The organism is Pseudomonas sp. LFS044 (assembly GCF_047978245.1).
In the GTDB taxonomy this organism is placed as follows: Bacteria; Pseudomonadota; Gammaproteobacteria; order Pseudomonadales; family Pseudomonadaceae; genus Aquipseudomonas.
In genome coordinates this window covers 19,198-43,472 of the sequence record NZ_JBFPFX010000034.1, presented here as the reverse complement: position 1 = coordinate 43,472, position 24,275 = coordinate 19,198, and the positions used below count along the sequence as shown (strand labels likewise).

20 protein-coding genes and 1 pseudogene are annotated in these 24,275 nt (G+C 63.7%); 9 read left to right on the top strand and 12 right to left on the bottom strand.

The genetic code is table 11. The features are described 5' to 3' along the window. Positions 1-6 precede the first annotated feature (6 nt). From ACNQPL_RS23355 to ACNQPL_RS23345, 3 genes are read right to left on the bottom strand one after another with little or no spacing between them, the layout of a single operon-like run. Positions 7-3,681, bottom strand: a complete 3,675-nt coding sequence (locus ACNQPL_RS23355) for a translocation/assembly module TamB domain-containing protein (RefSeq protein ID WP_416468030.1) — start codon at positions 3,679-3,681, stop codon at positions 7-9. Next, the gene (locus tag ACNQPL_RS23350; protein ID WP_416468029.1) at positions 3,678-5,420 is read right to left on the bottom strand and encodes an autotransporter assembly complex protein TamA; all 1,743 of its coding nucleotides are present in this window, start codon (positions 5,418-5,420) and stop codon (positions 3,678-3,680) included. Before ACNQPL_RS23350 ends, ACNQPL_RS23355 begins: the two co-directional genes overlap by 4 nt. 51 nt (positions 5,421-5,471) lie before the next feature. Beyond that, a complete protein-coding gene (locus ACNQPL_RS23345) occupies positions 5,472-6,122 on the bottom strand; it encodes a GNAT family N-acetyltransferase (RefSeq protein WP_346613142.1) in 651 nt (216 codons plus the stop codon). A gap of 162 nt (positions 6,123-6,284) precedes the next feature. Between ACNQPL_RS23345 and xthA the strand changes: the two genes are divergently transcribed. Further along, positions 6,285-7,097, top strand: a complete 813-nt coding sequence (xthA, locus tag ACNQPL_RS23340; protein ID WP_346613141.1) for an exodeoxyribonuclease III — start codon at positions 6,285-6,287, stop codon at positions 7,095-7,097. 92 nt (positions 7,098-7,189) lie between these two features. On the opposite strand, the pseudogene ACNQPL_RS23335 reads toward xthA, so the two are convergent. Continuing rightward, positions 7,190-7,921, bottom strand: a pseudogene (locus ACNQPL_RS23335) (anti-sigma factor family protein); the annotation flags it as partial. Beyond that, positions 7,918-8,439: a sigma-70 family RNA polymerase sigma factor gene (locus tag ACNQPL_RS23330; protein ID WP_346613139.1), complete on the bottom strand. Its 522-nt coding sequence runs from the start codon at positions 8,437-8,439 to the stop codon at positions 7,918-7,920. The gene ACNQPL_RS23330 and the pseudogene ACNQPL_RS23335, both read right to left, overlap by 4 nt. A 131-nt stretch (positions 8,440-8,570) precedes the next feature. On the opposite strand from ACNQPL_RS23330, the gene ACNQPL_RS23325 reads away from it, so the two are divergent. The 4 genes from ACNQPL_RS23325 (at position 8,571) to ACNQPL_RS23310 (ending at position 12,065) form a co-directional block, all read left to right on the top strand. Further along, positions 8,571-9,617 (top strand): catalase family peroxidase, encoded by a 1,047-nt coding sequence (locus tag ACNQPL_RS23325; protein WP_416468028.1) that lies wholly within the window; start codon positions 8,571-8,573, stop codon positions 9,615-9,617. Next, positions 9,614-10,147, top strand: a complete 534-nt coding sequence (locus ACNQPL_RS23320; protein WP_346613137.1) for a cytochrome b — start codon at positions 9,614-9,616, stop codon at positions 10,145-10,147. Before ACNQPL_RS23325 ends, ACNQPL_RS23320 begins: the two co-directional genes overlap by 4 nt. Positions 10,148-10,234: 87 nt before the next feature. Next, complete coding sequence (locus ACNQPL_RS23315; protein ID WP_416468027.1) at positions 10,235-11,440, top strand: MFS transporter; 1,206 nt, start codon at positions 10,235-10,237, stop codon at positions 11,438-11,440. A gap of 79 nt (positions 11,441-11,519) precedes the next feature. Then, complete coding sequence (locus ACNQPL_RS23310) at positions 11,520-12,065, top strand: cupin domain-containing protein (protein WP_346613135.1); 546 nt, start codon at positions 11,520-11,522, stop codon at positions 12,063-12,065. Positions 12,066-12,122: 57 nt separating this feature from the next. Here ACNQPL_RS23310 and ACNQPL_RS23305 read toward each other — a convergent pair whose 3' ends face one another. Then, positions 12,123-12,728 (bottom strand): 2-hydroxychromene-2-carboxylate isomerase, encoded by a 606-nt coding sequence (locus ACNQPL_RS23305; RefSeq protein WP_416468026.1) that lies wholly within the window; start codon positions 12,726-12,728, stop codon positions 12,123-12,125. A 27-nt stretch (positions 12,729-12,755) separates the two neighbouring features. Further along, on the bottom strand, positions 12,756-13,487 hold the full coding sequence (locus ACNQPL_RS23300; RefSeq protein WP_416468025.1) for an SDR family oxidoreductase: 732 nt from the start codon (positions 13,485-13,487) through the stop codon (positions 12,756-12,758). Between the two features lie 88 nt (positions 13,488-13,575). Here ACNQPL_RS23300 and ACNQPL_RS23295 point away from each other — a divergent pair, with 88 nt between their 5' ends. Beyond that, positions 13,576-14,139: a TetR/AcrR family transcriptional regulator gene (locus ACNQPL_RS23295; protein WP_416468024.1), complete on the top strand. Its 564-nt coding sequence runs from the start codon at positions 13,576-13,578 to the stop codon at positions 14,137-14,139. Continuing rightward, the gene (locus tag ACNQPL_RS23290; RefSeq protein WP_416468023.1) at positions 14,126-14,719 is read left to right on the top strand and encodes a DUF4157 domain-containing protein; all 594 of its coding nucleotides are present in this window, start codon (positions 14,126-14,128) and stop codon (positions 14,717-14,719) included. Before ACNQPL_RS23295 ends, ACNQPL_RS23290 begins: the two co-directional genes overlap by 14 nt. Positions 14,720-14,760: 41 nt before the next feature. Here the strand turns inward: ACNQPL_RS23290 and ACNQPL_RS23285 are convergent, their stop codons facing one another. After that, positions 14,761-15,753, bottom strand: coding sequence for a bile acid:sodium symporter family protein (locus ACNQPL_RS23285; protein WP_387529484.1), 993 nt, complete (start codon positions 15,751-15,753; stop codon positions 14,761-14,763). Between the two features lie 119 nt (positions 15,754-15,872). On the opposite strand from ACNQPL_RS23285, the gene ampC reads away from it, so the two are divergent. Next, complete coding sequence (gene ampC / locus ACNQPL_RS23280) at positions 15,873-17,021, top strand: class C beta-lactamase (protein ID WP_416468022.1); 1,149 nt, start codon at positions 15,873-15,875, stop codon at positions 17,019-17,021. A 295-nt stretch (positions 17,022-17,316) separates the two neighbouring features. Further along, positions 17,317-17,649, top strand: a complete 333-nt coding sequence (locus tag ACNQPL_RS23275) for a hypothetical protein (protein ID WP_416468021.1) — start codon at positions 17,317-17,319, stop codon at positions 17,647-17,649. 57 nt (positions 17,650-17,706) lie between these two features. Here ACNQPL_RS23275 and ACNQPL_RS23270 read toward each other — a convergent pair whose 3' ends face one another. The 4 genes from ACNQPL_RS23270 to ACNQPL_RS23255 form a co-directional block, all read right to left on the bottom strand. Further along, positions 17,707-18,012 (bottom strand): hypothetical protein, encoded by a 306-nt coding sequence (locus ACNQPL_RS23270; protein WP_346613127.1) that lies wholly within the window; start codon positions 18,010-18,012, stop codon positions 17,707-17,709. A gap of 143 nt (positions 18,013-18,155) precedes the next feature. Then, positions 18,156-18,344: a hypothetical protein gene (locus tag ACNQPL_RS23265; protein ID WP_346613126.1), complete on the bottom strand. Its 189-nt coding sequence runs from the start codon at positions 18,342-18,344 to the stop codon at positions 18,156-18,158. Between the two features lie 139 nt (positions 18,345-18,483). Beyond that, the gene (locus tag ACNQPL_RS23260; protein WP_387529494.1) at positions 18,484-18,804 is read right to left on the bottom strand and encodes a YbjQ family protein; all 321 of its coding nucleotides are present in this window, start codon (positions 18,802-18,804) and stop codon (positions 18,484-18,486) included. 116 nt (positions 18,805-18,920) lie between these two features. Further along, positions 18,921-24,137 carry a S8 family serine peptidase gene (locus ACNQPL_RS23255; RefSeq protein WP_416468020.1) on the bottom strand — a complete coding sequence of 1,739 codons (5,217 nt, stop codon included), beginning with the start codon at positions 24,135-24,137 and terminating at the stop codon, positions 18,921-18,923. Positions 24,138-24,275 lie beyond the last annotated feature (138 nt).

The window sequence follows — 24,275 nt, the reverse complement described above, 5'->3', positions numbered from 1 at the left end:
CAGCCCTCAGAAGTCGCGTTTGTAGAAGATGTCCAGCGAGCTTGCCAGCCCGCTGGCCGCTTCCAGGTAAACCTTTTTGCTGAGCTTGTAGCGCAGCGCGATGGTGTTGGCCGGCTCGAATACCCCTACCCCGTACCGCAGGCTGAGCTTCTCGGTCAGGTTACCGCTGGCCACCACACTGGTTGTGTTGCCGGAGCCTTCGGTGTCCAGCTGGAAATCTTCAATACCCAGGCCCGACGCCAGGCTACCGGTAATCCCGGCGCTGCCAGCCAGCCCCAGGCCCAGCGCAGCTTCAGCAAGCATGTTGTTGTCTTCACCCGAGGTGCCAAGGGGGCGACCCAGCACCAGGTAGGACAGCGCTTGTTCCTGGCTCATGGCCGGTTCGGAGAACACCTTGGTGGTGGGTTGCTCGGCGCTACCACTCAGGCGAATCCCGGCGATCACATCATCCACTTGCCGGATGGCTTCGATATCCAGGTAAGGCTGATCGATAGGCCCGGCAAACAGCAGGCGTGCCCGGCGAATGGTCAAGCGCTGGCCATAGGCGCGGTAGCGCCCATCGGCCAGGCTCAGTTCGCCGCGGGTGTCCATGTTGTCGCCGATGTGCACGTGGCCGAGCAGGTTGGCGGTCAGACCAAAGCCTTTGAACGACAGCTTGTCCTGCCCCACCTCCACATCGATATCCATGGCCATCGCCATGGGCGGCTTGCCCTCCTCGGTCTGGTGGCCGACGATGACGGTGTCATCCGACACCTTGACGGTTGACGGCGGCAGCTCACGCACGGTGATGTTGCCCTTGGGCACCAGGACCTTGCCGGCGACTGCCAGCTTGTCGTCGATCAGGCGCAGGTTGAGGTCTGGCGATACCTCGAGCGTTGCGTAGGGTTCGACCGTGACCGGCAACTGCTGGCCTTGCAAACGTACATCCATGCCCAGCACCTGGCCCCAGGTCAGCTGGCCGGTCAGCCGCGCCCTGCCCGCCTCGCCACTGCGCCAGCCACCACTGAGCTGCACCTGCTCGCCAGCGATCAGGGCTTGCAGCGACAGGTCCTGCACACTCACCGGCAGCTCGGCGCCACTGACCTCGCCGCCACTGAGCAGCAAGTTGCCGTTGACCTGCGGGGCCAGCAAGGTGCCGGACAACCGGCCACTACCATTCAGTTGCCCGGCCAGGCGCTCGACCATGGGCACGAACGGCCGGGCAATCGACAGGTCCAGGCCGGCAAGGCGGAAGTCGCCGGACAGCGGCTTGTCCTTGCCCAATGGGTCGATGCGCGCATTCAGGGTCAGCTCGCCGAGGCGCTCGCCCCGGAAATTCAGGCGTGTATCGATACGGCGCGGCGCCAGGGTGCTGTCCAGGCGCAAGGCCTGGTAGGGGAAGTCGACCCAGCGCGCCTTGTCGCGCACCTTCAGTGTGCCGCCACTGGCATCGATGCTGAAGGTCCCCTTCGGGTCGCTGGCGGGAATGTCCAGGTTCACATCAGCATTGAGCAGCCCCTGCCAGGCAAAATCTTTCGGCAGCCATTGGGCCAGGCTGTCCAGTGGGAACTGCTTGAGGTGGTAACGCAGGCGCGGCTCCGGTGCGAGGCGTTGATCCTCGCCACACAAGCTGGCCTGGCCGGAGCGCCAGCAGTGGGCACCGAAGTCCAGCTGGCCGCTGGCCAGGCGCTGCAGGCGAGCCGGCGCCTGCAGCTGCCAGTCCTGTCCGCCGGCCTGGATCCTGCCGCTGGCCAAGCGGCCACGCCAGTCACCCTTGCTCAACTGGCCGTCCAGCCCCAGGGCGAGCTTCAACTGCGGGCCGTCAAGCCCAAGCGTCAGCGCCTGCTGGCGGATATCGCCCTTGCCGTTGGCTTGCAAGGTACCCAGGACCGTATCGCCCAGGCGAATGCCGTTGGCCTTGAGGTCGATCACGCCGCGCTGGGCATTGTCCAGGCGCGCGTCCAGGTCAAGGCGCTGAATACGGTTCTGTTCCTGGGCCAGTTGCTGCCCCAGCAAGGTCAAGGTGCCCTGCGGTGCAGCCAATGTACCGCTGACGTCCAGCCGGCCCTTGGCCTGGCCCTGAAGCCCGGGCCACAGCTGCCCCAGCCGCGGCAGGTCGAGGTCGACACGCCCGGCCAGGCGTTGTTGCAGGCTGCCACTGCCATTTATGCGGTTGTCGCCCAATTGCACCGCAAGGGCGCCGAGCGTCCAGTTTTGCCCGGCGCCTTTGGCCTCGACCTTGAGTATGGCCGGCTGGCCTCGCAGGCGGCCCTTCAAGTCAAGCTGCGCATCGAGGGTAAGCTGCTCACCCTTCATCTCGCCTTTGCTGCGCAACGGGCCGGCCAGGGTACCCGGCAGCTCGGCGAGCCAGTAGGCCGGGTCGAGGGCCGACAATTGCAGGTCGACGTCCCACGCCAGGGTATCGGCAAAGCGCACAGCGACGCTGCCGGCAGCCTTGCCCTGCCCCGCCGTGAGCGCAAGCTGTGGCAAACGTACCTGGCTCAGGTCGCCCTCGAACGGGCTGGCCAGTGTGAATGCCCCGGCAGGGCCGTCGAGGTCACCATTGAAGGTGCCTTGGTAATTGCCGTCACGGTATTGCACCTGGGCATTGAAGCGCTTGAGGGTCACTTCAGGTGGCGTTTCCAGCGGGTAAAGGCGTAGCCAGGGGAAGTCCTGCCAGTCGAGTTGGGCATCAGCCAGCAAGCCCTTTTGCCAGTCGACGCTGGCCTGCAGCTTGACCCGTTGGGCATCGCTGGCCATAAGGTCAAGGGCCTCCAGTTTCGCCCCTTTGGCATCGACCTTGCCCGCAAGCTGCAAGGCGATCGGCGCCTGTTCGGCGGGCAGGCTGGCGTTACCGGACAGCTGATAACCCTTGAGCAAGTCGCCCTTGGCATCAAGCGTGAGCTGGTTCAGTTGCAGGGTGTCTGGCAGCGATGCGGAAGGTTTGAAGGCGTCGGAGCTGATGTGCAAGGCCGCCGGGAGGTGTTCGGCCAGGGCTTGCAGCTCGCCGGTCAGCCGCGCGTTCAGGTAGCCGCTGCTGGTGCCGTCGAGCTCGAGGGTTTTCTGCAGCTCACCCTTGGCGGTCACTGCCAGTTGCCACGCCTGCCCTTGCACGGCAGGCAATTGCACCTGCCCTTGTAGCTGCACGGGCCAGTCGCCCTCGGGCTGCACGTCGCCCTGCACATCCACGTGCAGATCATCGCGTTGCAACTGCAGGCTGTCGACCCGCAGCCCCGTGGCTGTCCAGTGCGCCGCCAGGTGCAGGTCGCCCAGCAGGTCGCTGCCATCCAGGCGCAGCTGGCCAACCTTGACCTCGCCCAGCTCGATGGCCAGCGGCAGGCGCAACGCCGGCAGCTGCAGCGGGCCAGTGTCTGCAGGTTGTTCGCTCGGCGCAAAGGCCATGTCGATGCGCTGGGCGTGCAACTGATCGATGCACAGCTTGGCGCGCAACAAACAGGCTGGCGACCAGTTCAACAGCGGTGCCTGCACCTCGACCCGGCTGCCAGCGTCGCTCCAACTCAAGCGACTGGCCTGCCAGGTTCCGCCAAGGCGCCCCTGAAAATCGTTGACCTCAAGGCCCGGTACGCGCGCGAGCAGCCAACGGCTACCGCCCTCGGTACCCAGCAACATGCCGGCTGCCAGAACAACGAGCAGCACACTGCCGAGCATGCCCAGCAGAATGAATTTCAACACACGCATCACAGCTCAGGCCCCATGGAGAAGTGCAGGCGAATTCCACCGTCGTCATCGAGGGCCTTGGCCAGGTCCAGGCGCAACGGCCCGACCGGGGAGACCCAGCGCACACCAAAGCCGACACCTGTCTTGAGGCTAGGCAGTTCCAGCGTATTGAACGAATTACCTTGGTCGACGAAGGTCGCCACGCGCCACTTTTCGGTCAGCGAGTACTGGTATTCGACACTGCCCGCCACCAGGTAGCGGCCACCGATGCGGTCGCCGTCGCTGTTTTTCGGCGACAGGGTTTGGTAGTCATAGCCGCGCACGCTCTGGTCGCCACCGGCGAAGAAGCGCAGTGACGGCGGGATGTTGTTCTTGTAACCGTTGGTGGCGCTGCCGCCGAACTGCACCCGGCCAAGGAAGCGGTGGTTGTGGCCCAGGGTGGTCAGGCCCTTGAGCAGGACATTGCCGTGCAACAGGTTGGTGTCGGAAACCAGCCCCTCCTTGGCCACCTGGGTATCGAACTGCAGGCGGTAGCCGTTGTGCGGGTCTATGCGGTTGTCGCTGCGCAGATAAGAGAAGCTCACACCCGGCATCAGCAGGTTGCTCAAGCCCGAATCGTCACCCAGCCGATACTCTTCGCGCTGGTACTTGAGCGAGATCACCCGCTGCCAGCCGCTGGGCAACTTGCTGTGCCACTCGGGGCCCACTGTCAGCAATTTACTGAGCGTATCGGTGCCGGCGATTTCTTCGTTCTGGTAACCGCCCGCGAAGCGCAGCTTGTCGGTTAGCGGCGGGTCCAGCGGCACGTCGTACCATAGGCCAACGTTCTGCCGGGGTGCCGAGAGTTCCGTCTCCCAGCCATAGCTATGGCCTTGGGGGTTGACCCAATGGCGCGTCCAGTTGGCCTTGCCGCGCGGGCCGACGTCGGTCGAGAAGCCAAGGCCCAGGCCCATGGTGCGCGGCTTGCGGATATCGAGGCGAACGTCGACGGGGATTTGTTCCGCCACCGCAGCGGTAGGCGCGGCATCCACCCGCACGCCCTCGAAATAGCCGCTGGATTGCAGGTCGTTGTTCAGTTCGGCGATCAGTTCGGAATCGTAGGGGGTGCCCGGTTTGAACGACACCATGCGTTGCAGCAGGTCTTCGTCCAGCGGCGTGTCACCGCTGAACCTGACCGCCCCCAGGCGATAGCGTGGGCCACTTTGGTACACCAGCTCGATGTCGGCCACCCCGGCCTGCGGGTCGACCGCCAGGCGCTGACGGCTGAAGCGGCCGCTGAAGAACCCATAGCGCGAAGCCTGGTTCTGGATCAGCCGCTTGGCGTCTTCGTACGCGCCATGATTGAGTGGCTCGCCGGCGCGCAAAGCTTTGCTGTCGGGTACGCGAAATGCCTTCATCTCGCTGGCCGGCCCTTCTATGCGCACGGTCACGTTGCGCAGGCGCACAGGCTCACCGGGGTCGATGTGGATGATCAGCTTTGCCGGTTGGTCGGCTTTGGCGGGCGGCTGGACCTCGGTGTCGATCTGCGCCTGATAGTAGCCAAGTGCCTGCGCGGCCTTGCGCGCCTGCTCCTGGGCCCCGCGACTGAAGCGCAGCAGCGCCTCTTCATCGCGGTCACCAAGGGTACCTATATAGCCTTCGACATTGGCTTTGAGCGCCTTGTTGGCTGGCTTTACCTGCACCAGCAATTCGCTCTGGCCCCATGCTGCGAAACTGGCGGCCCAGAAAACCAGGCCCCAGGTTAGTCTTCCTGAATACGTCATGCGGCGCATGCTACCAGAGCCAGGCGCTCAAGGGAGCCGCCTGGCGCCCTTTCAGGCAATTGAGGGCATGGATGACACCGGGTTGGGATGAAAGAACACCCGCTCCCGGATTGGCCCTACAGCCACCTCGCCTATCTCTTCATAGCCCTGGCGCTGGTAAAACGCGAGGTAATGCTCGTTACCCGAGTCCAGCACCACACCTTGGGTGTTGGGGTCTTCCGCGCACCAGTCGTGCACAGCCTGTAACAATTGTTCGCCGTAGTGCTGGCCGCGGAACTGCGGGTGCACGCCCAGCAGCGGCAGCACGTGCACCTGATCGGTCGGCAGGCAGCTCATCAGCGCCGCCTGGTACTCCATGTAGCGCCGGGTACAGCGCTGGCCAGTGCCAAGCAGCATGCGCAGGCGCCATGCCCAACTGTCGGCCACCCCCAGCCTGCGCTGCGGCGGCACAATCAGCGCCAGCGCGATCAGGCGGTCGTCCAGCAGCAGGCCGATGGCGGGCAATTGCAGGTAGAAGTGCTGACGCACCCATTCACGCACCATGACCCGCAAGCGTCGTTCGTAACCTGGGCGCTGGCCCTCGAAGATGTAGGCAAAGGTGGGCTCGTGGCGGTAGGCGTTGTACAGCAGTGAGCGTGCCTCACGGCTGTAGCCGTCATCGAGCGTGCAGACGCGAGCCTGGGCGGCAGTGGCTTCGGGCATTGCGGGCAGTCCTCCTGGAATGGGCATACAGTGCCTTGGAGGTGCACCGCGGCGCTTCGTTCACCCCTGACTGCACGTTAGCAGTGCCTTTGCCAGGCCGCCACGCTGGTGATCAAGGCCGATGTCGGCTAGCATCCGGCCTTTTACCAGGATTGTCTTTCGATGAAGATCGTCTGTTTCAACATCAACGGCCTGCGTGCCCGCCCGCATCAGCTGGCGGCGCTGATCGAAAAGCACCAGCCCGACGTGATCGGCCTGCAGGAAACCAAGGTCAGCGACGATCAGTTCCCTTTGGCCGACGTGCAAGCCCTGGGCTATCACGTGCACTACCACGGCCAGAAGGGCCATTACGGTGTCGCGCTGCTTTCGCGCCAGGCACCGTTGAGCCTGCACAAAGGCTTTGCCACCGATGAAGAAGACGCCCAGCGCCGCTTTATCTGGGGCACGTTCGCGGATGCGAACGGCACACCGATCACGGTCATGAATGGCTACTTCCCGCAGGGCGAGAGCCGTGACCACCCCACCAAGTTCCCGGCCAAGCAGCGGTTTTACAGCGACCTGCAGGCGCTGCTGGAGGGGCAGTTCAAGAATGACCAGCCGCTGCTGGTGATGGGCGACATGAACATCTCGCCCCAGGACTGCGACATCGGTATCGGCCCGGACAACGCCAAGCGCTGGCTGAAGACCGGCAAATGCAGCTTCCTGCCTGAGGAGCGCGAGTGGATGGAGCGCCTGAAGGGCTGGGGCCTGGTGGACAGTTTCCGCCACCTGCACCCAGAGGTCGCCGACCGCTTCAGCTGGTTCGATTACCGCAGCCGTGGCTTTGAAGACGAGCCCAAGCGTGGCCTGCGCATCGACCTGATCATGGCTTCGCAGCACTTGGTGCCGCGCATCAAGGCAGCGGGTGTGGACTATGACCTGCGCGGGATGGAGAAACCTTCGGACCATGCGCCGATCTGGCTGGAATTGAGCTGATCGAGTGCGGCCGTTGGCCGGGGGCGGGCCCGCGCGGGCCCCGGGGCGCCCGCCGGCCCCCCCGGGCCCAGCCCGGGGCGGCCCCCCCCCCCCTCCCCCCCCCCCCCCCCCCGCACATCATCCGCCGCACTGACCAGGGCAAAGTTGTATGCCCCATGCGACCAGTAGCGCGCCTCCAACTGCCCATCGACCCGCTGCCCCTGCGGCATGCGCTCGTAACGCTGGCCTGGTGAGCGCAGGAACAGGCTGATGCGCTGGCCCGCGCGGTCCTGAAACACCAGCAACGCCGCCGGCCCCTGCTCGTTGCTCAGCAACCGCGCGCCCACCGGCTGGAAGCCGTAGCCGGTCAGGTCGGGCAATTGCCCTACCCGGTTGAAATGCCGGCCAAGCCAATCGCGCAACTGCGACGGGTCACTGGCCTGGATATCCAGCGCCTCGCTGCCAGCAAACAACCGATGCGCCTGCACCGCATCGGCCATCGGCAATTCGTTGCCTGCCAGCGTCACCTGGCGCGCTTGCCAGCCACCCAGCCCGCCCACCCCCAAAGCCAGCAGCAGCACCGCCGCCGAAGCCAAACGCCGCTGCCGACGTTGGCGCAAGCGCCGCTGCACCTGGCCCAGGTCGAGCTGCGCCGCCCCCGGCTGCTCGCCAAAGCCAGCCAACGCCGCCCGCAGGCGCCGGGCATCGTTGCGCCAGGCGTCGATGCGTGCGGCTTCCTGGGGGTTGGCCGCCAGCCACGCCTGCACCTCGGCACGGCGCGGCGGCGTGAGCCGGTCGTCGACATAGGCGTGCAGTTCGTCTTCGCTGGGAATCAGGCGTGTCATTTGAGTCTCCGCAAGGCCGGGGGCTGGGGGTTGCCCTCGGTCAGTTCACGCAAGGCGGCACGGGCGCGGGACAGCCGCGACATCACGGTGCCGATGGGGATCTGCAGCGCGACGGCCGCCTCCTTGTAGCTCAGCCCCTCGATACTGACGAGCAACAGCAAGGCGCGCTGCTCGGCCGACAAGCGCGCGAAGGCTTGCAGGTCGGCCTGGGCCAGCACAATGTTCTCGATGTTCCCGCCGAGGGCTTCCTCTTCGCGTTCGGCATGACCGAACCACGACAGCCAACGCGCATGCAGGCGTTCGCGGCGTTTACCGTCGAGAAACAGCCGATAAAGGATGGTGAACAACCAGGCGCGCAACGCATCGGCGTCGCGTTGCTGGCTGCTGCGGGCCAAGGCACGCTCGACGGTGCCCTGCACCAGGTCATCGGCACTGCCCGGCTCACGGGTCAGCCACAGGGCAAAGCGGCGCAGGCGCTGCAGTAATTCGCGCCACTGCTGTTCGTCCAGGTCGTGCATGGCTAGTTACCGGCCTTTGGGGTTATTCAGTGTATGGGGCAGACGCCTGGCAACAAAATCTATTCCCACCGGTGGAATAACTTTTCTGCTGCCGCGTCGTACCGGCATCTTCACTGAACCGGACAAACACCATGAACTCACCCTTGCATGGCCCGAAGAAGGCTTTGCGCCTGGCGGGTATCGGCGCTGTGATGCTGGCCCTGGGCGCCGGCTTTGCTTATGCCGCAGGCTGGATCGGCGGGCCGCAGCTCACCCCGCAACGCATCATCGACACCTTCGAGGCCCAGGCCGGCCACTATGCGGGCTACCGTAAAAACCACGCCAAGGGCCTGTGCGTCAGTGGCTACTTCCAGCCCAGCGGCCAGGCCGCGGCACTGTCGACGGCGCGTGCGTTCAGCCAGCAATACGTGCCGGTGATCGGCCGTTTTGCAATCGGCGGCGCCAACCCGTTCGCCCCGGATACCGCCGTGCCGGTACGCAGCCTGGCCATCCAGCTGAGCACTGACGACGGCCAGGTGTGGCGCACGGGGATGAACAACCCGCCTGTGCTGGCCGTGAGCACGCCCCAAGGGTTCTATGACCAGGTGCTGGCCAGTGCACCGGACCCTGCCACCGGCAAACCGGACCCTGCAAAGCTGCAGGCGTTCTTTGCCGCTCACCCGGAAAGCGCAGCGTTTCGCCAATGGGCTGCGGGCTACAAAGCCAGCGACAGCTTCGCCAGCACCCAGTACCACAGCATCAATGCGTTCCGCCTGATCGATGCACACGGCACTGCCCACCCGGTGCGCTGGCAACTGGAGCCACAAACCCCATTCGCGGCGCTGCCCGGCCAGGTCGATGACAAGCGGTTCCTGCAACACGACCTGCAGCAGCGCCTGGCCCAGGGCCCACTGCGCTGGACCCTGCGCCTGGTGCTGGCCGACCCGGGCGATGCGCAGGACGACCCCGCTCGCCCCTGGCCCGCCGAGCGTAAAACTGTCGATGCCGGCACCCTGGTCATCGAACAGGTGGATGCCCAGGAGCAGGGCGCCTGCCGTGACTTGAACTTCGACCCGTTGATCCTGCCCAGCGGCATTCAGCCGTCCGATGACCCGATCCTCGCCGCCCGCTCGGCTGCCTATTCGGAATCCTTCAACCGCCGCAGCCGCGAATCGCTCGGCGCAGGAGCCCACCCATGAAACCCGAAGCTTTCCACCCGCTGGCCCGCCTGCTGCACTGGCTGATGGCGATATTGATTCTGGCCATGCTGTTCATCGGCGTGAGCATGGTGGGCGACCTGTCGCTGCGCCACCCCACACTCGTCGAATTGCACAAGGCAACTGGGCTTGCACTGCTGGTGCTGGTAATCGTGCGCATCGGCCTGCGCCTGGCGCTGCCACACCCACCGCTGCCACGCGACCTGCCCGCCGTGCAGCGCATCGCCGCTGGCGCATCACACCTGCTGCTGTATGGCCTGATGCTGGCCATGCCGCTGCTGGGTTGGGCGATGCTGTCGGCCGGCGGCTACCCACGCCCTTTGCAACTGCCCGCCATCGCCCCGCACGACCTGCAGCTGTACGCAATACTTCGCCAGGCACACGGCTGGGCCGGCTATCTGCTGTTCGCCACGGTGCTGGTGCACCTGGGTGCGGCTTTGATGCATGCCCTGGTGCGCCGGGACGGGGTGTTGCGTAGCATGTGGCCAGGCCCCCTGCGGCGCAGCGAATGATGGCATGCGCCACAGGGCAGGCTCGACAAACGATAAATGCTCTCATTAAGCTGAGTGGTTTCTGCTCAACTGCCCTGGACTGCCAACATGAATGCCGCAAAGGACCCTGCCACCCTTACCCCAGCCGCCACGCTGGACTTACGCCCCCTGCTGCTGGCCACCATGGCCTGCACCATGTCGATGATGGCCTTCGTCGCCCTGATCGGGCCCATCGCCCGCCTGCTCGGCATGGCCACCTGGCAAGCCGGTGCGGCGGTGACCGTGGCCGGCGTGGTCTGGGTGCTGCTGGCCCGCCCCTGGGGCCGCGCGGCCGACCGCCTGGGCCGTCGGCGCATCCTGCTGCTGGGCAGTGCCGGGTTCACCGTGGCCTACTGGCTGTTGTGCCTGTTCGTCGAAGGCGCTCTGCGCTGGCTGCCTGGGGCGACGTTGGCGTTTGTCGGGCTGATGATCGCCCGCGGCTGCATCGGCGCCTTCTATGCGGCCATACCGGTGGGTTGCAATGCGCTGATCGCCGACCATGTCGGGCCGCAACAGCGGGCCCGGGCCATGGCGTCGCTGGGCGCGGCCAACGCCGTTGGCCTGGTGCTGGGCCCGGCACTGGCGGCGCTGCTCGCACGGCATAGCCTGAGCCTGCCGTTCCATGTGATGTCGCTGCTGCCCGCCAGCGCATTTCTGGTGCTGCTGTTCAAGCTCAAGCCGCAACCGCTGGCAGTCAGCCATGCGCCCAGCCCGGTGCGGCTGAGTGACCCACGTTTGCGCCGGCCGCTGCTGGTGGCGTTCAGCGCCATGCTGAGCGTGACGGTGTCGCAGATCATCGTCGGTTTCTACGCCCTCGACCGCCTGCAGCTGGGGCCGGCCGAGGCCGCCCAGGCGGCCGGTATTGCCCTCACCACGGTGGGGGTGGCGCTTATCCTCTCGCAGGTACTCCTGCGCCAACTGCAGTGGCCGCCGCTGAAAATGATCCGCGTCGGCGCCACGGTGTCTGCGCTGGGCTTCGCCGCTGGCGCACTGGCCACCAGCGCGCCTTGGCTGTGGGGTTGCTACTTCGTCGCCGCTGCCGGTATGGGCTTTGTATTCCCGTCGTTCTCGGCGCTGGCGGCCAATGCCATGCAGGCGTCCGAACAGGGCGCCACTGCCGGCTCCATCGGCGCTGCACAAGGTATGGGCGCGGTGATCGGCCCGTTGGCCGGAACGCTGGTCTACGCGCTTGATCCACGCCTGCCGTTCCTGGCGGTGGCCCTGCTTTTACTGCTGGTCGGGCTATGGCCAATGCCGCGCGAACGACGCGCCTGACAAGCACAGCGCGCAAGCGTGCAGAGTGTGTTTTAATGCGTCGCTCATTATTTTTAACACCTCTGATTACAAGGCGGCTATGGACACGGGGACACGACTCAAACTGGTGCGTGAACGCAACAGCCTTTCCCAACGGGAACTGGCCCGCCGTAGCGGGCTGACCAATTCGACCATCTCGCAGATCGAACAGAACCGCGTCAGCCCCTCGGTCAGCTCACTGAAAAAGCTGCTTGAAGGGATCCCGATGACCCTGGCGGAGTTCTTCAGCTTCGACGAGCCGGTACGGGAAGAGCGCTTCGTGTTCCGCGCCAGCGAGCAGCCTGACCTGGGCCGCAACGGCCTGCGCATGCTGCTGGTCGGGGCCAGTGTCGAGGCCCGGCAGATGCGCATGCTGCGCGAACTGTATGCACCGGGCGCCGACTCTGGCGAGCCGATCGTGCATGCCGAAGGCGAGGAATGCGGGCTGGTCACACGCGGCACCGTGGAGCTGTGGGTCGATGGCCAGGTCAGCATCCTCAACTCGGGCGATGGCTACTACATCCCCACAACCTTGCCGCACAGCTTCAAGAACATCGGCCAGGACGAGGCGGAGATCATCAGCGCCAATACCCCGGCCAACTTCTGATCTGGCTGTGAGCCGTCCGGCCCCTTCGCGAGCACGCCCGCGAAGGGGCCGGCACTGTCATGCACCGGCTTGCTGCCTCAGCGCATCCTCGACGAAATCCAGGCGATCCTGGCCAAAGTACATCTGCCCTTCGACAAAACAGGTCGGTGCGCCAAACACACCGCGCTCCACCGCCTCCTCCGTGGCCTGCTTCAGTGCCGCCTTCACCTCACTGTCAGTGGCCAGAGCCTGCAGTTCGGCCGGGTCGAACCCGGCCTCTCCAAGCACCTGAGCCAGCACGGCGTTATCTGCAAGGTTGCGCCGCTGCGCCCACAGCCCGTTGAACAGCGCCGCCAGCAAGGCCTCGAAGCGTTCCGGCGAGCGCAGCTGCAGGCCGATCACGCCACGCATCAAGGCCAGCGTATTGAGCGGGAACCCGGGCGGCAGCCCGAACGGCACGCCATAGCGCACCGCATAGCGCCCCAGGTCGGTGAACATGTAGCGGCCCTTGGCGGGGATCATCGCAGGCGATGCATTGCCGGTTGCCTGAAACACCCCGCCGAGCAGCATCGGCCGATAACGCAGGGTAGCGCCATGGCGGTCGCACAGCGCGGGTAGCTGGGTCCAGGCCAGGTAACTGGCCGGGCTGCCCAGATCGAAGAAGAATTCGACGGTTTTGCTCATAGCACACTCCTTTGACGAGTCGGGGGCTTACCAGCGCTCCATCCACGGGCGCAGGTCGAGTTCGAAAGTCCAGGCATCGCGTGGCTGCGCGTGCAGGAACCAGTAGCTGTCGGCGATGTGAGCGGGGTCGAGGATGCCGTCCTGGTCCTTGAGGGCGTAACGCTCGGGGAAGCTGTCACGGATAAACGCGGTGTCGATGGCGCCGTCCACCACCACATGGGCAACATGAACATTGCGTGGCCCCAGTTCACGCGCCATGCTCTGGGCCAGGGCGCGCAGGCCGTGCTTGGCCCCCGCAAAAGCGGCAAACCCGGCCGCACCGCGCGTGCCAGCGGTAGCGCCGGTGAACAGAATGGTGCCGCGTTCGCGGGCAACCATGCGCCGCGCCACGGCCTGGGCGGTAAGGAAGCCGGCAAAGCAGGCCATCTCCCAGATCCTGAAGTACTTGCGCGGTGTTTCCTCAAGAATGCTGCACGGCACATTGGCGCCAATGTTGAAGACAAAAGCATCAATCGGACCGATATCGCGCTCGATGGTCTCGACCAGCTCGGCAACCTCCTCTTCCTTGCGCGCATCCGAGCCAAAGCCGTGGGCCTGCCCACCCGCCGCACGGATTTCATCCAGCAAGGGCTGCAGCTTTTCGGCCTGCCGGCGCGTCACGCAGGCGGTATACCCCTCGCGGGCAAAGCGCTTGGCGATTTCGCCACCAGTGGCATCCCCCGCCCCGATCACCAGCACCACTCTTTGTTGTTTTGTCATGCGCGCCCCTATTGGTGAATGATCGTTTAGTAAACGAACGCTATGTTATGATCCGCGCCATCGTCAAGCCCGCGCGTAGAGGTTTCCCGTGCGCTATTCCACTGACCACAAGCAACAGACCCGTGACAGGTTGCTGGCCAGCAGCGGCGCGCTGGCCAAGCGCGGCGGCTTTGCCAGCACCGGTGTCGCCGGGCTGATGAAGGCCATCGGCCTGACCGGCGGCGCCTTCTATAACCACTTCCCGTCCAAGGACGACCTGTTTACCGAAGTGGTCCGCCAAGAGCTTTGCAACAGCCCGCTGGCGCGCCTGGCCACCCAGGGTGCCGGCCGCGAGCGCCTGGCGCGCTGCCTGCAGCAGTATTTGAGCCTCGCGCACCTGCACAACGCTGAAGGCGGCTGCCCGCTACCCCCCCTTGGCGTCGAGATCGCCCGGGCCGAGCGGCCGGTGCGTGAACAAGCCGAACATTGGCTGGTGGGCCTGCATGCCGCCTGGAGCCAGACACTGGAGGATGAGGCACTGGCCTGGGCGCTGATCAGCCAATGCGTCGGGGCGTTGGTGGTCGGGCGCATGCTGGCCAGCGAAGCCGTTCAAACCCAAGTGCTGGACGCCAGCCGCCGCTTCGTCGACAGGGCCCTGAATGAGAGCCGCTAGCCTGCTGTCTGCGTTGTTGCTGAGTGCACCGGCATGGGCCGAGCAGGCTTGCCCACCTGGGCAATATCAGGTCTGCCTGATGGGCTGCTTCTGCGCGCCGATCGACCCCGGCCAGGCGGGCCAGGTGCTCAAGGACGTCGAGGTGATGGCCTCCAGCAGCCTGGCCTTCGCGTTGCGCCAAGCCCGCGACGAAGCAACGGCCAGCGGCAGCGAGCCGATCCCGTTGCATATTCGTGCCCAGCTCGAACCCTGGTATGACTTTGCCGTGCTCGATGCGGCGCGGTACCGGGTTGGCGACGAGCAGCAGATCAGCGCCGCCAACGCCTTGTTGCAGAACCCGGATGTGAATGCGGTGACGCTGATCGACACCATCATCTTCCGCCATGCCAGCGATGCCGAGGATAACGTGGCGCTGTGGGCGCACGAGCTCAAGCATGTGCAGCAGTACCAGGAACTGGGGGTGGAGGCGTTTGCCACAGGCTATACGCGCAACTACGAAGCGCTGGAGGGACCGGCTTACAAGATCGAGGCCGAAGTGGCGAAGGCGCTGCGCCAGCGCAGTTCGGGGCAGGCGCGTTAGCGTGTACCGGCCTTGCAGGCCGGTACGACACCCTGTATTCGTCAGGATGAAGCCGTGGAGGCCTCGCCCTCCTCTACCCGGCTGGCATAGCGCTGGGCCAGCACCGCACACACCATCAACTGGATCTGATGGAACAGCATCAGCGGCAAGATCATCGCCCCGATGCCACTGCCCACGAACAGCACCTGCGCCATCGGCACCCCGGTCGCCAGGCTCTTCTTGGACCCTGCAAACAGAATGGTGATGCGGTCTTCCAGGTTGAAGCCCAGCACCTTGCCCAGCAGGCGCGTCCCTAACAGCACCACTGCCAGCAGTATGCCGCACACGGCGAACAGCCCCGCCAGGTGCTGCGGCGATACCGTGTGCCACAACCCGGTAACCACGGCCTCGCTGAACGCGGTGTAGACCACCAGCAGGATCGAGCCCTGATCCACCACCTTGAGCCAGCGCGCATTGCGCTTGACCCAGGCACCGATCCAGCGCCGCGCAATCTGCCCGGCGACGAAGGGCACCAGCAACTGCAGGGTAATCTTCAGCACCGCATCCAGCCCCGAGCCGGTATCACCACTGGCACCGAGCAACATCACCACCAGCAGCGGGGTCAGGAAGATACCGATCAGGCTGGAGGCCGCAGCGCTGCAGATGGCCGCTGGCACGTTGCCCCGTGCCAGCGACGTGAAGGCAATGGCTGACTGCACGGTGGCCGGCAATGCGCACAGGTACAACACGCCCAGGTACAGCTCGTTACCCACCAGCGGTACGAACAACGGCTTGAAGGCCAGCCCCAGCAACGGGAACATCACGAAGGTGCAGGAGAACACCAGCGCATGCAGGCGCCAGTGCCCGGCACCGGCGATTATTGCCTCGCGCGACAGTTTGGCACCGTGCAGGAAGAACAGCAGGCCAATGGCCAGGTTGGTCAACCAGCCGAAATAGACGGCGCCGTCGCCCGAGCAGGGCAGCACGGTGGCGATGAACACCACCCCGAGCAAGGCCAGGGTGAAGTTGTCGAGCAACATGCGCAAATACTTCATGACTACTTCCATCTTGTCGTTGTGCAGGGGCAGACAATAAGGTGTGGCGCTTTTTCCTGCTAACGCCGGAACCCCCACCGGTGTCGCTCAACGGACACATACCAGAAAAGGAACGCTGCATGCCCCCACTTCGCCTCGCGTCGCTCACGCTCGCCACGGCTCTGGCCTTGAGCAATATGACGGCGCACGCCGCTGACCCGTTGCAGGTGCAGGTCGACCAAGTCATCCGCCCGCTGATGCAGAAGCAGGATATCGCCGGCATGGCCGTGGCGCTGTACGTCAACGGTCAGGCGCATTACTTCAGCTATGGCGTGGCCAGCAAGGCCGACAAAAAGCCGGTTACCGCCGATACCGTGTTCGAGATCGGGTCACTCAGCAAAACCTACACCGCTACCCTCGGTGCCCTGGCCAGTGCCGAAGGCAAGCTGGACCTTGACGCCCCCGCCAGGCTCTACCAACCCGCCCTTGCCGGCACACCGCTGGGCGAGGCAAGCGTGCTCGAACTCGGCGCGTACAGCGCCGACTGCCTGCCCTTGCAGTTTCCCGACGCCGTGCAGACGCCCGAACAAGTCCTGGACTTCTACCGCAACTGGCAGCCCCGCTCCAGGCACGGCACCCAGCGCTGCTATTCGAACCCAAGCATTGGGTTGTTCGGCGACCTGGCCGCGCGTGCTCAGCAACGGCCCTTTGCCGAGCTGATGAGCCAAAGCCTGCTGCCGCAGATGGGCCTGAAACACACCTACCTGCACGTTCCGGCATCCGCCCAGGGCCTCTATGCGCAAGGCTACGACGCGCAGAACCGCCCGGTGCACGTCGGCCCGGGGCCCTATGCCGATGAAGCCTATGGCATCAAGACCAGCGCCAGCGACCTGCTGCGCTTCGTGCGCCTGCACATGCAGCCGGGCGAGCTGTCACCGGCGTTGCAAAAAGCGACTGCCATCACCCAGTCAGGCCACTTCCAGGTGGGTGCGATGACCCAAGGCCTGGGCTGGGAACGCTACCCCTATCCCACCACGCTCGAGACGCTGATCGATGGCAACGGCCCCCGGCTCATCCGTGAACCCCAAGCTGCTCGCCGCCTCGCCCCAGCGCTGCCGGTGCTAGCCGCCGCCTGGTACAACAAAACCGGCTCGACCAACGGCTTTGGTGCCTACGCGGTGTTCATTCCAGCCGAAGGCAAGGCCATCGTCATGCTCGCCAACCGCAATTATCCCAATGAAGAACGGGTGCGCGCCGCCTACCGAATCCTCACCCACATTGGGGGCTGACAGGCCGTTCAGGGTGGATTGTCCGACAAGATGTAGTGAACAAAAATATTCACTACAAAACGATTGACGCCGCCGATCGGCCTTGGGCATGATGAAGCCGTCTCCCTGATCGGGAGCGGTGGCAAGGGTATTCCAGACGGCTTGCGCGGTAACGCAGCCGTCCGTGGAGAGGGAACTGTCCAAAAGGCAGCGTGAGAAAGCCCCTGTTGCGATGCTGCGGTAGCAGCCTTGGTAGCGCGCTACATCTGTAGCGCCAACTGTGAAAACACCAACAAAAACGGGTAATGGGGGCTTTATGATGAACTTGAACAACAATCCGACCATCGACCAACTGGCTAAGCTGTTCGCCGCACGCAAGGACAGCCTCGACGACCACCTGCTGTGGGTCAACCAGACCGGCGAGGTACGCCTCGACCGCCTGCCGCCGAACACGGTCGAAGATGAATTCGAAGCGCACCTGCCCAGCATGCGCGCCCGCTTCAAGGTCTACCGCCGTGGCCAGGGCTACGTCGGCAAGAAGGCCGCCGCCGACACCGAATTCGTCGGCCGCGTGCTGCAGACCCTGCAACAAGAATGGCCCGCCGCCCGTGAGCGGCAGGCAGTCAAGGTGATCGAGCCGCTCAACTGATTGGTCAGTAAGCAGCCTCACCACTTCCAGAGCCCGGCCCGCATAGGCCGGGCTTTTTCATGCCTGCCGACGCTGGCGTTGCCGAGGTGGCAACGCCAGCGCACCGGTCGCCAACGCCCTGGCCCGGTCGACACCCCACACCAGGGCCCGGGTCATGGTCTCGCCTGGCCGTGCTGGGTAGTACTCTTCCAGCAACGCCCTGCCATCCTGGCCATACAGCCCAAGAAACAGCTGCGTGGCGCCAAGCCGTGACAGGCGCACCTGAACATCCAGGGTAGTGCCGTCACTGAGCGCTTCATCATGGCAGCGGCTGTGCAATTGCGTATCGGCCCACTGCCAATAGGTCTCTTCCCTGACTCGCATGGATCACAATCCTCCTTTCCTGAAATTTCACGCAAGAAAAGCACAGCAATTTCGATTCGACGAGCGCTACCCACCAATACCATGAGCAGGGTCAATCAAGGCCAACAAAAACCCCGCCAGCGGGCGGGGTTGTGTGAACGGGTTCACTTTCTGGTCGGAACCCGCGGCGTGAAGCGGCCCTTTTTGCTGCGCTGCAGATGTGCCGGCTGCAGCTGCTCCGAATCGTCCAGGGTCATGTGGGCGAAGCCCAGGCGGAAGGCCGCCTGACCGCAACGCACCTGGCTGTTGATCGGGAACGCATCATTCATGTCTTCGAAAAAGGACTCACTCATGCCCTGTTCTCCCTTCAGTGGCGACCGCGCCGGCACGTTGAGCGTTGCCTGGAAAAACGCGACCTGTGAAAAAGAGACTAGCCGGTCACATGCGGACTGCCCGGCCAAAAGCGCCATAGCCGACCAGTGGCATTTCGCCTTATTTCAACCGCACAGCCGTGCCCGTGGCGAACACCACGACCATGCCGCCTTGTACCGAGGGCATGCTGATTTCAAAATCGACCCCCACTACCGCATCGGCCTGCAACTGCCGTGCCCGCGCCATGAGTTCTACGGTTGCCTGCTCACGGGCCTCGCGCAGTGCGCTTTCCAGCGTCTGTGAGCGCCCGCCGAAGAAGTCGCGAAAGCGCGCGAAGAAATCGCGCACGAAGTTGATGCCCTGCACCGATTCGGAGCTGACTACACCAAGGTATTCCGCAATCGGGCGGCCTTCGAGCTGGCTGGTGGTGGAGATGATCATCGGGAAGCTCCGTTGGCTTGGCAAAAGAGGCCAAGTCTAACAAAGCGTTGGCCCCTTCGCGGCGGTCTGCCGCGAAGGGGCCAACGGGTATCAACACAGCCTTGCTTGCGCCGTGGCTAAGCCGCTACGGCAATCGTCGCGTCGATGCGCAGAGCCGATACATCCCCGGATATTGCAGAAGCAGCGGGTTTGGGTGCGAATGCAGCCATTGCATCGACAAGGTTTGCCACGCTCGGCAACGATTGCTCCGCGGCAAACAAGGATGCCTGCGCTGAAATCACCAGAGCTTCAGGCACGGCAGTCATCTCGGCTGTAACCACAGCCGGCTGCGCGAAGATGAAGTCCTCTGCTGTCACTTGAGCGGTTTCGAGCGCATCCAGGTAAAGCAACTTCACCACACTTTCCTGCCCTGCAGATGATGGAGTATCGACTGCCACGCCATGTATCTGGGCGAAGCCATTGAGGTGGAAGCGTTCATATTTGCTGATTTGCAACTCTTCGAATCGACTGATGCCTACCTGGCTCAGGTCTATCTTGTCGATACCATGCCTGAACCCGCGCAGCGTGTTTTTGTAATCACTCACACCCTCCTGCTTCGCCACCACGAACACGCTGGGCGAAACCGCGGCGGGCATGTAGATTTTTCCTGTGAGAGAAGCTACCAGTTGCCCTGAGTCGTCGCTTGTCAGCGACACGCCACCCGCGCCACCACTCAGCAGTATATTTGCGTTGACCGGTTGTTGGACCTGCCCTTCGGGATTGCCCTCGAAATACCCTGGCGAAGCGGTGAACGCCTCGAGGAAGCGGAAGTTGGCCGGCTGCAGTTCGGCGACGGTTTTACCCTGAAGCCGCAGTGTCTGCCCATTGCCAAGGTCGATCACTGCTGCATCAGCTTCCTGCTGCATCGTCAGGTCAGCAAAACTGCGGTCGCTGAAGCCAATCAGATCGATCACCTCACGAGCGCTCTCGAAAAGCTCGATCGCGTCGTTTCCATCTGCACGTTTATGGATAACGTAGCGGTCAGTACCCTCCCCGCCCCTGAGCAGGTTGTTTCCACGACCGCCATCGAGCAATGCCCCGACAGGCCCCGCTATCAAGGTATCGTCGCCATCCCCACTGATGAGGTTCTGTACGGAGCCAGGGGCGATAGTCAACGCTGCCCCGCCAATGCTGGCACTGCCGCTGATCAAATCCACCGCAATGCTGCGACTGACGGCAGCAGCATTCAACGTGTTGCGCCCTCCCGCCTTGCCGCTGCTGGCATCATCAAGCTGGGACCGCCCAGGGCTCTCGGCCGCCAGGTTCGCGTAGTCGTCTGTAAAGTAATAAACGTCATCGAGGGTTGTGGGGCTACCCGCGAGGCGCAGCGCCCAGCGCTCGAGCGTCAACGGCAGGTCAGTGCCAGCATTGCGCACCTCAAGCGTCCACTCCCCCGCCGAGCGCTCTGCGCGATGATGGGTCGACATGAACCCGTACGTGAACATGCCCGAACGCGAATCACCCAGATCGTCATCACCCGACCCCGGCGCCTTGCCCGCACGATCAAGCAGCACACTGCGCGTACCCCCAGGTGACACGAGTGTAAGCGTCATGTCGCCAAGGCGGCCCACCGTCGAGTGGATGTCGACCTCCACATGCTCCACCAGCACATCAGCGGCCATGGTCAGGGACACCGTAACCACCTGCCCAGCTGCAACCTGTTGGGCCAGCGGTTCACTGCTGGCAGTCAATAGGTGTTCATTGGCCTTGGTTGCCTGGCTGCCCCACGATTCGGCGAGGCGCACTGCCGCACGTGCGTCGACCATGCCGAAGCCGTAGTCGTGGCTGGCGTGCATGCCACCGCCATTCCAGTTGTACCCGGCGTTGTATGCCCATTGCGTGGAGGCGTCATCCACCTTGCGTGCAGACAACGCGAGGATCTGCTGCACATCCCGGTAACCAAGCCCCGCATTGGCTTGCAGCATCAGCGCCACCACGCCTGAAACGATCGGCGCGGCGAAGCTGGTGCCCTGGGTCGTACTGTAGGCGCTCCCCACTGTCGCCCCGCGCTCGGCTTCCAGGCTTACGCCACTGGACAACACATGACTACCCGGTGCGGCGACCAGCAAACTGGAACCTGGGTTGGAGAAGGGGGCGGTAGCGGCTTGCAACACCGACAGGTCCGCCCTGGCATTGATTGCCGCCACTTCAATGGCATGGCGGTTGTTGTTGGTCAACGAGCCCTGCGCACTGCCGCCTTTGTCGCGGTTGTTGCCGCCAGACGCCACGACAATGGTGCCAAGCCCCCCGCGGCCATTGGTGGCGGCGAGGGTGGTGCTGAAGGCCAGTGCAAGCGCTGTATCGATCTTGCCTTCGGGAACGTTGCCGAGCGCAAAGTCCTTGGTGAAGCCCCAGCTGTTATTGGCAATGTCGTAATTGACCATTTGCCCCAGGTTGGTCAGGTCATCGCCTTTGTTGGCCAGGTAATGCCCGCCAATCCTGGCATCGTAGGCAACACCGACACCGCCCTGATCATTTCGCGCGCCGACGATCACGCCCGCCACTTGCGTGGCGTGGTTGGACGCCAGCGTAGGCAGCGTGCCATTGGTACGCTGGGTTTGCAGCCAGACAGCATCAATGTTCGGCTTGAGGTCGGGGTGCTCGATGTCGAAGATTTCCGGTGCAACGGCAAACTCACCCCCCGGCTCGAACTGGCCGATTCTCACGCCTTTGCCTGTGAAATCTCGCCACACTGGCGCTACGTTGATTTCATCCAGATACCACTGGCGCCCCACCAACGGATCACTGGGCGAATGTGCATTGCGCAAGACAACCGTCGCACGCAGTGGCGCCGATGCACCGCTGCCCACCTCGGTCACACTCATCGAGGCATTGCCAGCCGCATCGACCAAGTCATAGCGAAAACTGACATCACCGTCATGACCAGGCAAAGGCGTGACTTCCACATCACCCTGTTCATTCAAACGCACGGTCGCACCCTTGGCATCACTGATCGACGCGATGCGCAGCGGCCCGCTGCTGTTCAGCGGCTGGTCGTTGGCCAGCAGCGTCGCGGCAGGCACCACTACCGTGGTTTCCGTCGTGCTGAACGTAGCCAGCTGCTCGTGTGCGAGCCTGTCACCCACTGGCATGGCGCCAGCGCCAAGAAGATCGACGGCGGCGATGTCTGCAAAACTCAATTTCTGAATATTGCTCAGGGTCAGGCGCCCGTCTCGACCCGCCACAGTGTCCGTGATCTGGTGCCCCGAGTCAGTACGGGTGATCAGGTATTGGTCGTGCGCACCATGCAGGCTGACCAGGTTGGTGCCCGCACCGCCATCGATCGTGGCATCACCACGCCCGGCTTCGATCACGTCATCGCCAGCCGCTCCGGAGATCTGGTCGGCGCCACCGCCGGCGTAAATGATGCTCCCTCCCGCCGATGCCTGAATGCGATCCCCCTTGGGGCCTGCGTAGATTACAGATTTGCCGGAGCCGCCAATGATGTCGTTGCGGCCAGTGCCACCGACCAGCACGTCATTGCCGCCACCCCCGATCAGCAAGCTGTCGCCGGAGCCACCCTTGATGAAAACCCCGCGCTGACCGCCGCTGGCGATGATGTCCTTACCCCGCCCTCCCTGCGCGATGGTCAACCCTGCCTTGGCCATGTTCAGGCCGACACCTTGCTCGCCCACGATCAGTGCCGTGTCCCGCCCGCCGTTGCCGTGCATGTTCGCCCAGTCGTCACTGGCGCTGATCACGAACACATCGTCGCCCGCCCCACCGTTGTAGGTGTTGCTGCCACCGCCGCCGACCAGCCAGCTGCCGGTGGGCCCTGCTGTGAGGATGTCATCGCCGGCAGCGCCGTACAGCGTTTCAACACCTAAGGCTGCGGCATCCAGCGCGCCGCCTTGAGGGGCCTGGCTCACATAGGCACGTCGGGAGGTCGGCCCGCTTGATGAAGTCAGCAACGTACCGCCTTCCTGAGCTTCGACCCGGTTGCTGACCGTATCGGCGAGGAACTTCACTGCCAGTACTTCCCGATCTTCGCCGTTGACGGTGAATGTGCTGCGGGACATCACCTGGTTTCCTTGACGCGCCTCACCCACCGTTGCGATCTGACCGGCCTTGATCTGGGTGATGCCGTGCTCCTGCAATGCTTGCAGCTCCCCGGCATCGGTACGCCCGTCGTGGTTGCCATCAACCCACACCTTCAGTTGCGCCCAGATAGCGTCTTCAGCGCTGATGACGCCATCGGCGTTGGCATCCACGCTGGCCAGCGCGGCGAAGCCATCCTTGAACGGGGTTTCGCCCGAGTTACCTTCGCTGCCGGCTTTGCCGCCGTAGTATTCGGAGAACAGCTGGCTGATGCTGCTGACCTGGCCCGAGCCATCGTCATGTACCAACATGCCGGTCTGCCGATCAACCCAGCCGGTACGGCGCAAAGCTCCGCTGTTATCAATGTCGAACAGCACACCATCTTCGATGCCGGTCAGGCCGACACCTTGACCGCTCAGGTCGAGCAGCAACGGGTCGACAAACGTGTTTACCGTGGTCATGGCTGCCAGACCATTCAGTACCACGGCGTTGCGCAGGCTGAAGTCAGGCTGTTCGCTGCCCTCACGGTAGAACTGCGCCAAGTGCTGGTTGGGACGCACATTGGGATCCAGCTGAAGCTCGCCAGGGCGGATGCCGCCAGTGGCCAGGCTGCCAAGCTGTGCGGAGGTAAAATTGGTGTTGTCGAGGGTTTTGTCGGTGAAGGCAATGCTGTGAGTTAGACGGCGGTCGACGTAGCCGTTGGAGACGTCGTTGCGGATGTCGTCCTGGCCTTGGAGATCGCGGCGGGATTCGGTTATGGGAGTGATTTCGATTTTAAAGAATTCATCCCGAGGAATTTCTGCGTCGCCTTGCTCGAACAGACGAGCGCCGATGGAGTTGAAAATCGAGGTTGCCGCTGCATTTAAAATGTCTGGCACTCCCGATGGCGACTCGACTACGGAAATCCACGCCTTCGCTCGTGAACGATTCTCATCAGATGCAACAACGGAAGTCATTGCCATAAAGCGATGAGTTTCAAGAGAAAGGAAAACCTCATCCACAATTTTCCCAGCCGATGATAGGACAGCGTTCCAATAAGGCTCCTTATCGGCCTCTTGCATCACATCGAAAACGGCTCTCAGGGTCCAGGAGTTCACCGGATAGTCAAGCTTAGCAAACCCAACTTCATGAATCGTCACTACTGCTTTTTGTGGAAGCTGCTGAGTAATTGGACCGTCAGTAATTTGTTCTTCAAGATACTCAATGTAACCACCCGCCATTACCACCCGGACGCCATCAACATCGATTTCCCCCATGGACCGGCCTGATGATGCAGCGACACTCTTCATATAGTTTATCGCCGCTACACCTGCTACCGAATCTCCACGCGCCACACCGTTAGCGAGAACTGCGTATTGATCGCCTTTTGCCGCTAGCACGTCATACATTGCGGA

Excerpts from the sequence above, each read along its gene's own strand:
- ampC (WP_416468022.1), top strand. The coding sequence starts at position 15,873 with ATGCCCCCACTTCGCCTCGCGTCGCTCACGCTCGCCACGGCTCTGGCC.
- ACNQPL_RS23290 (WP_416468023.1), top strand. The coding sequence starts at position 14,126 with ATGAGAGCCGCTAGCCTGCTGTCTGCGTTGTTGCTGAGTGCACCGGCA.
- ACNQPL_RS23300 (WP_416468025.1), bottom strand. The coding sequence starts at position 13,487 with ATGACAAAACAACAAAGAGTGGTGCTGGTGATCGGGGCGGGGGATGCC.
- ACNQPL_RS23310 (WP_346613135.1), top strand. The coding sequence starts at position 11,520 with ATGGACACGGGGACACGACTCAAACTGGTGCGTGAACGCAACAGCCTT.
- ACNQPL_RS23345 (WP_346613142.1), bottom strand. The coding sequence starts at position 6,122 with ATGCCCGAAGCCACTGCCGCCCAGGCTCGCGTCTGCACGCTCGATGAC.
- ACNQPL_RS23275 (WP_416468021.1), top strand. The coding sequence starts at position 17,317 with ATGATGAACTTGAACAACAATCCGACCATCGACCAACTGGCTAAGCTG.
- ACNQPL_RS23285 (WP_387529484.1), bottom strand. The coding sequence starts at position 15,753 with ATGAAGTATTTGCGCATGTTGCTCGACAACTTCACCCTGGCCTTGCTC.
- ACNQPL_RS23320 (WP_346613137.1), top strand. The coding sequence starts at position 9,614 with ATGAAACCCGAAGCTTTCCACCCGCTGGCCCGCCTGCTGCACTGGCTG.
- ACNQPL_RS23270 (WP_346613127.1), bottom strand. The coding sequence starts at position 18,012 with ATGCGAGTCAGGGAAGAGACCTATTGGCAGTGGGCCGATACGCAATTG.
- ACNQPL_RS23265 (WP_346613126.1), bottom strand. The coding sequence starts at position 18,344 with ATGAGTGAGTCCTTTTTCGAAGACATGAATGATGCGTTCCCGATCAAC.
- ACNQPL_RS23350 (WP_416468029.1), bottom strand. The coding sequence starts at position 5,420 with ATGACGTATTCAGGAAGACTAACCTGGGGCCTGGTTTTCTGGGCCGCC.
- ACNQPL_RS23325 (WP_416468028.1), top strand. The coding sequence starts at position 8,571 with ATGAACTCACCCTTGCATGGCCCGAAGAAGGCTTTGCGCCTGGCGGGT.
- ACNQPL_RS23255 (WP_416468020.1), bottom strand. The coding sequence starts at position 24,137 with ATGGGGGAAATCGATGTTGATGGCGTCCGGGTGGTAATGGCGGGTGGT.
- ACNQPL_RS23315 (WP_416468027.1), top strand. The coding sequence starts at position 10,235 with ATGAATGCCGCAAAGGACCCTGCCACCCTTACCCCAGCCGCCACGCTG.
- ACNQPL_RS23305 (WP_416468026.1), bottom strand. The coding sequence starts at position 12,728 with ATGAGCAAAACCGTCGAATTCTTCTTCGATCTGGGCAGCCCGGCCAGT.
- ACNQPL_RS23260 (WP_387529494.1), bottom strand. The coding sequence starts at position 18,804 with ATGATCATCTCCACCACCAGCCAGCTCGAAGGCCGCCCGATTGCGGAA.
- ACNQPL_RS23330 (WP_346613139.1), bottom strand. The coding sequence starts at position 8,439 with ATGCACGACCTGGACGAACAGCAGTGGCGCGAATTACTGCAGCGCCTG.
- xthA (WP_346613141.1), top strand. The coding sequence starts at position 6,285 with ATGAAGATCGTCTGTTTCAACATCAACGGCCTGCGTGCCCGCCCGCAT.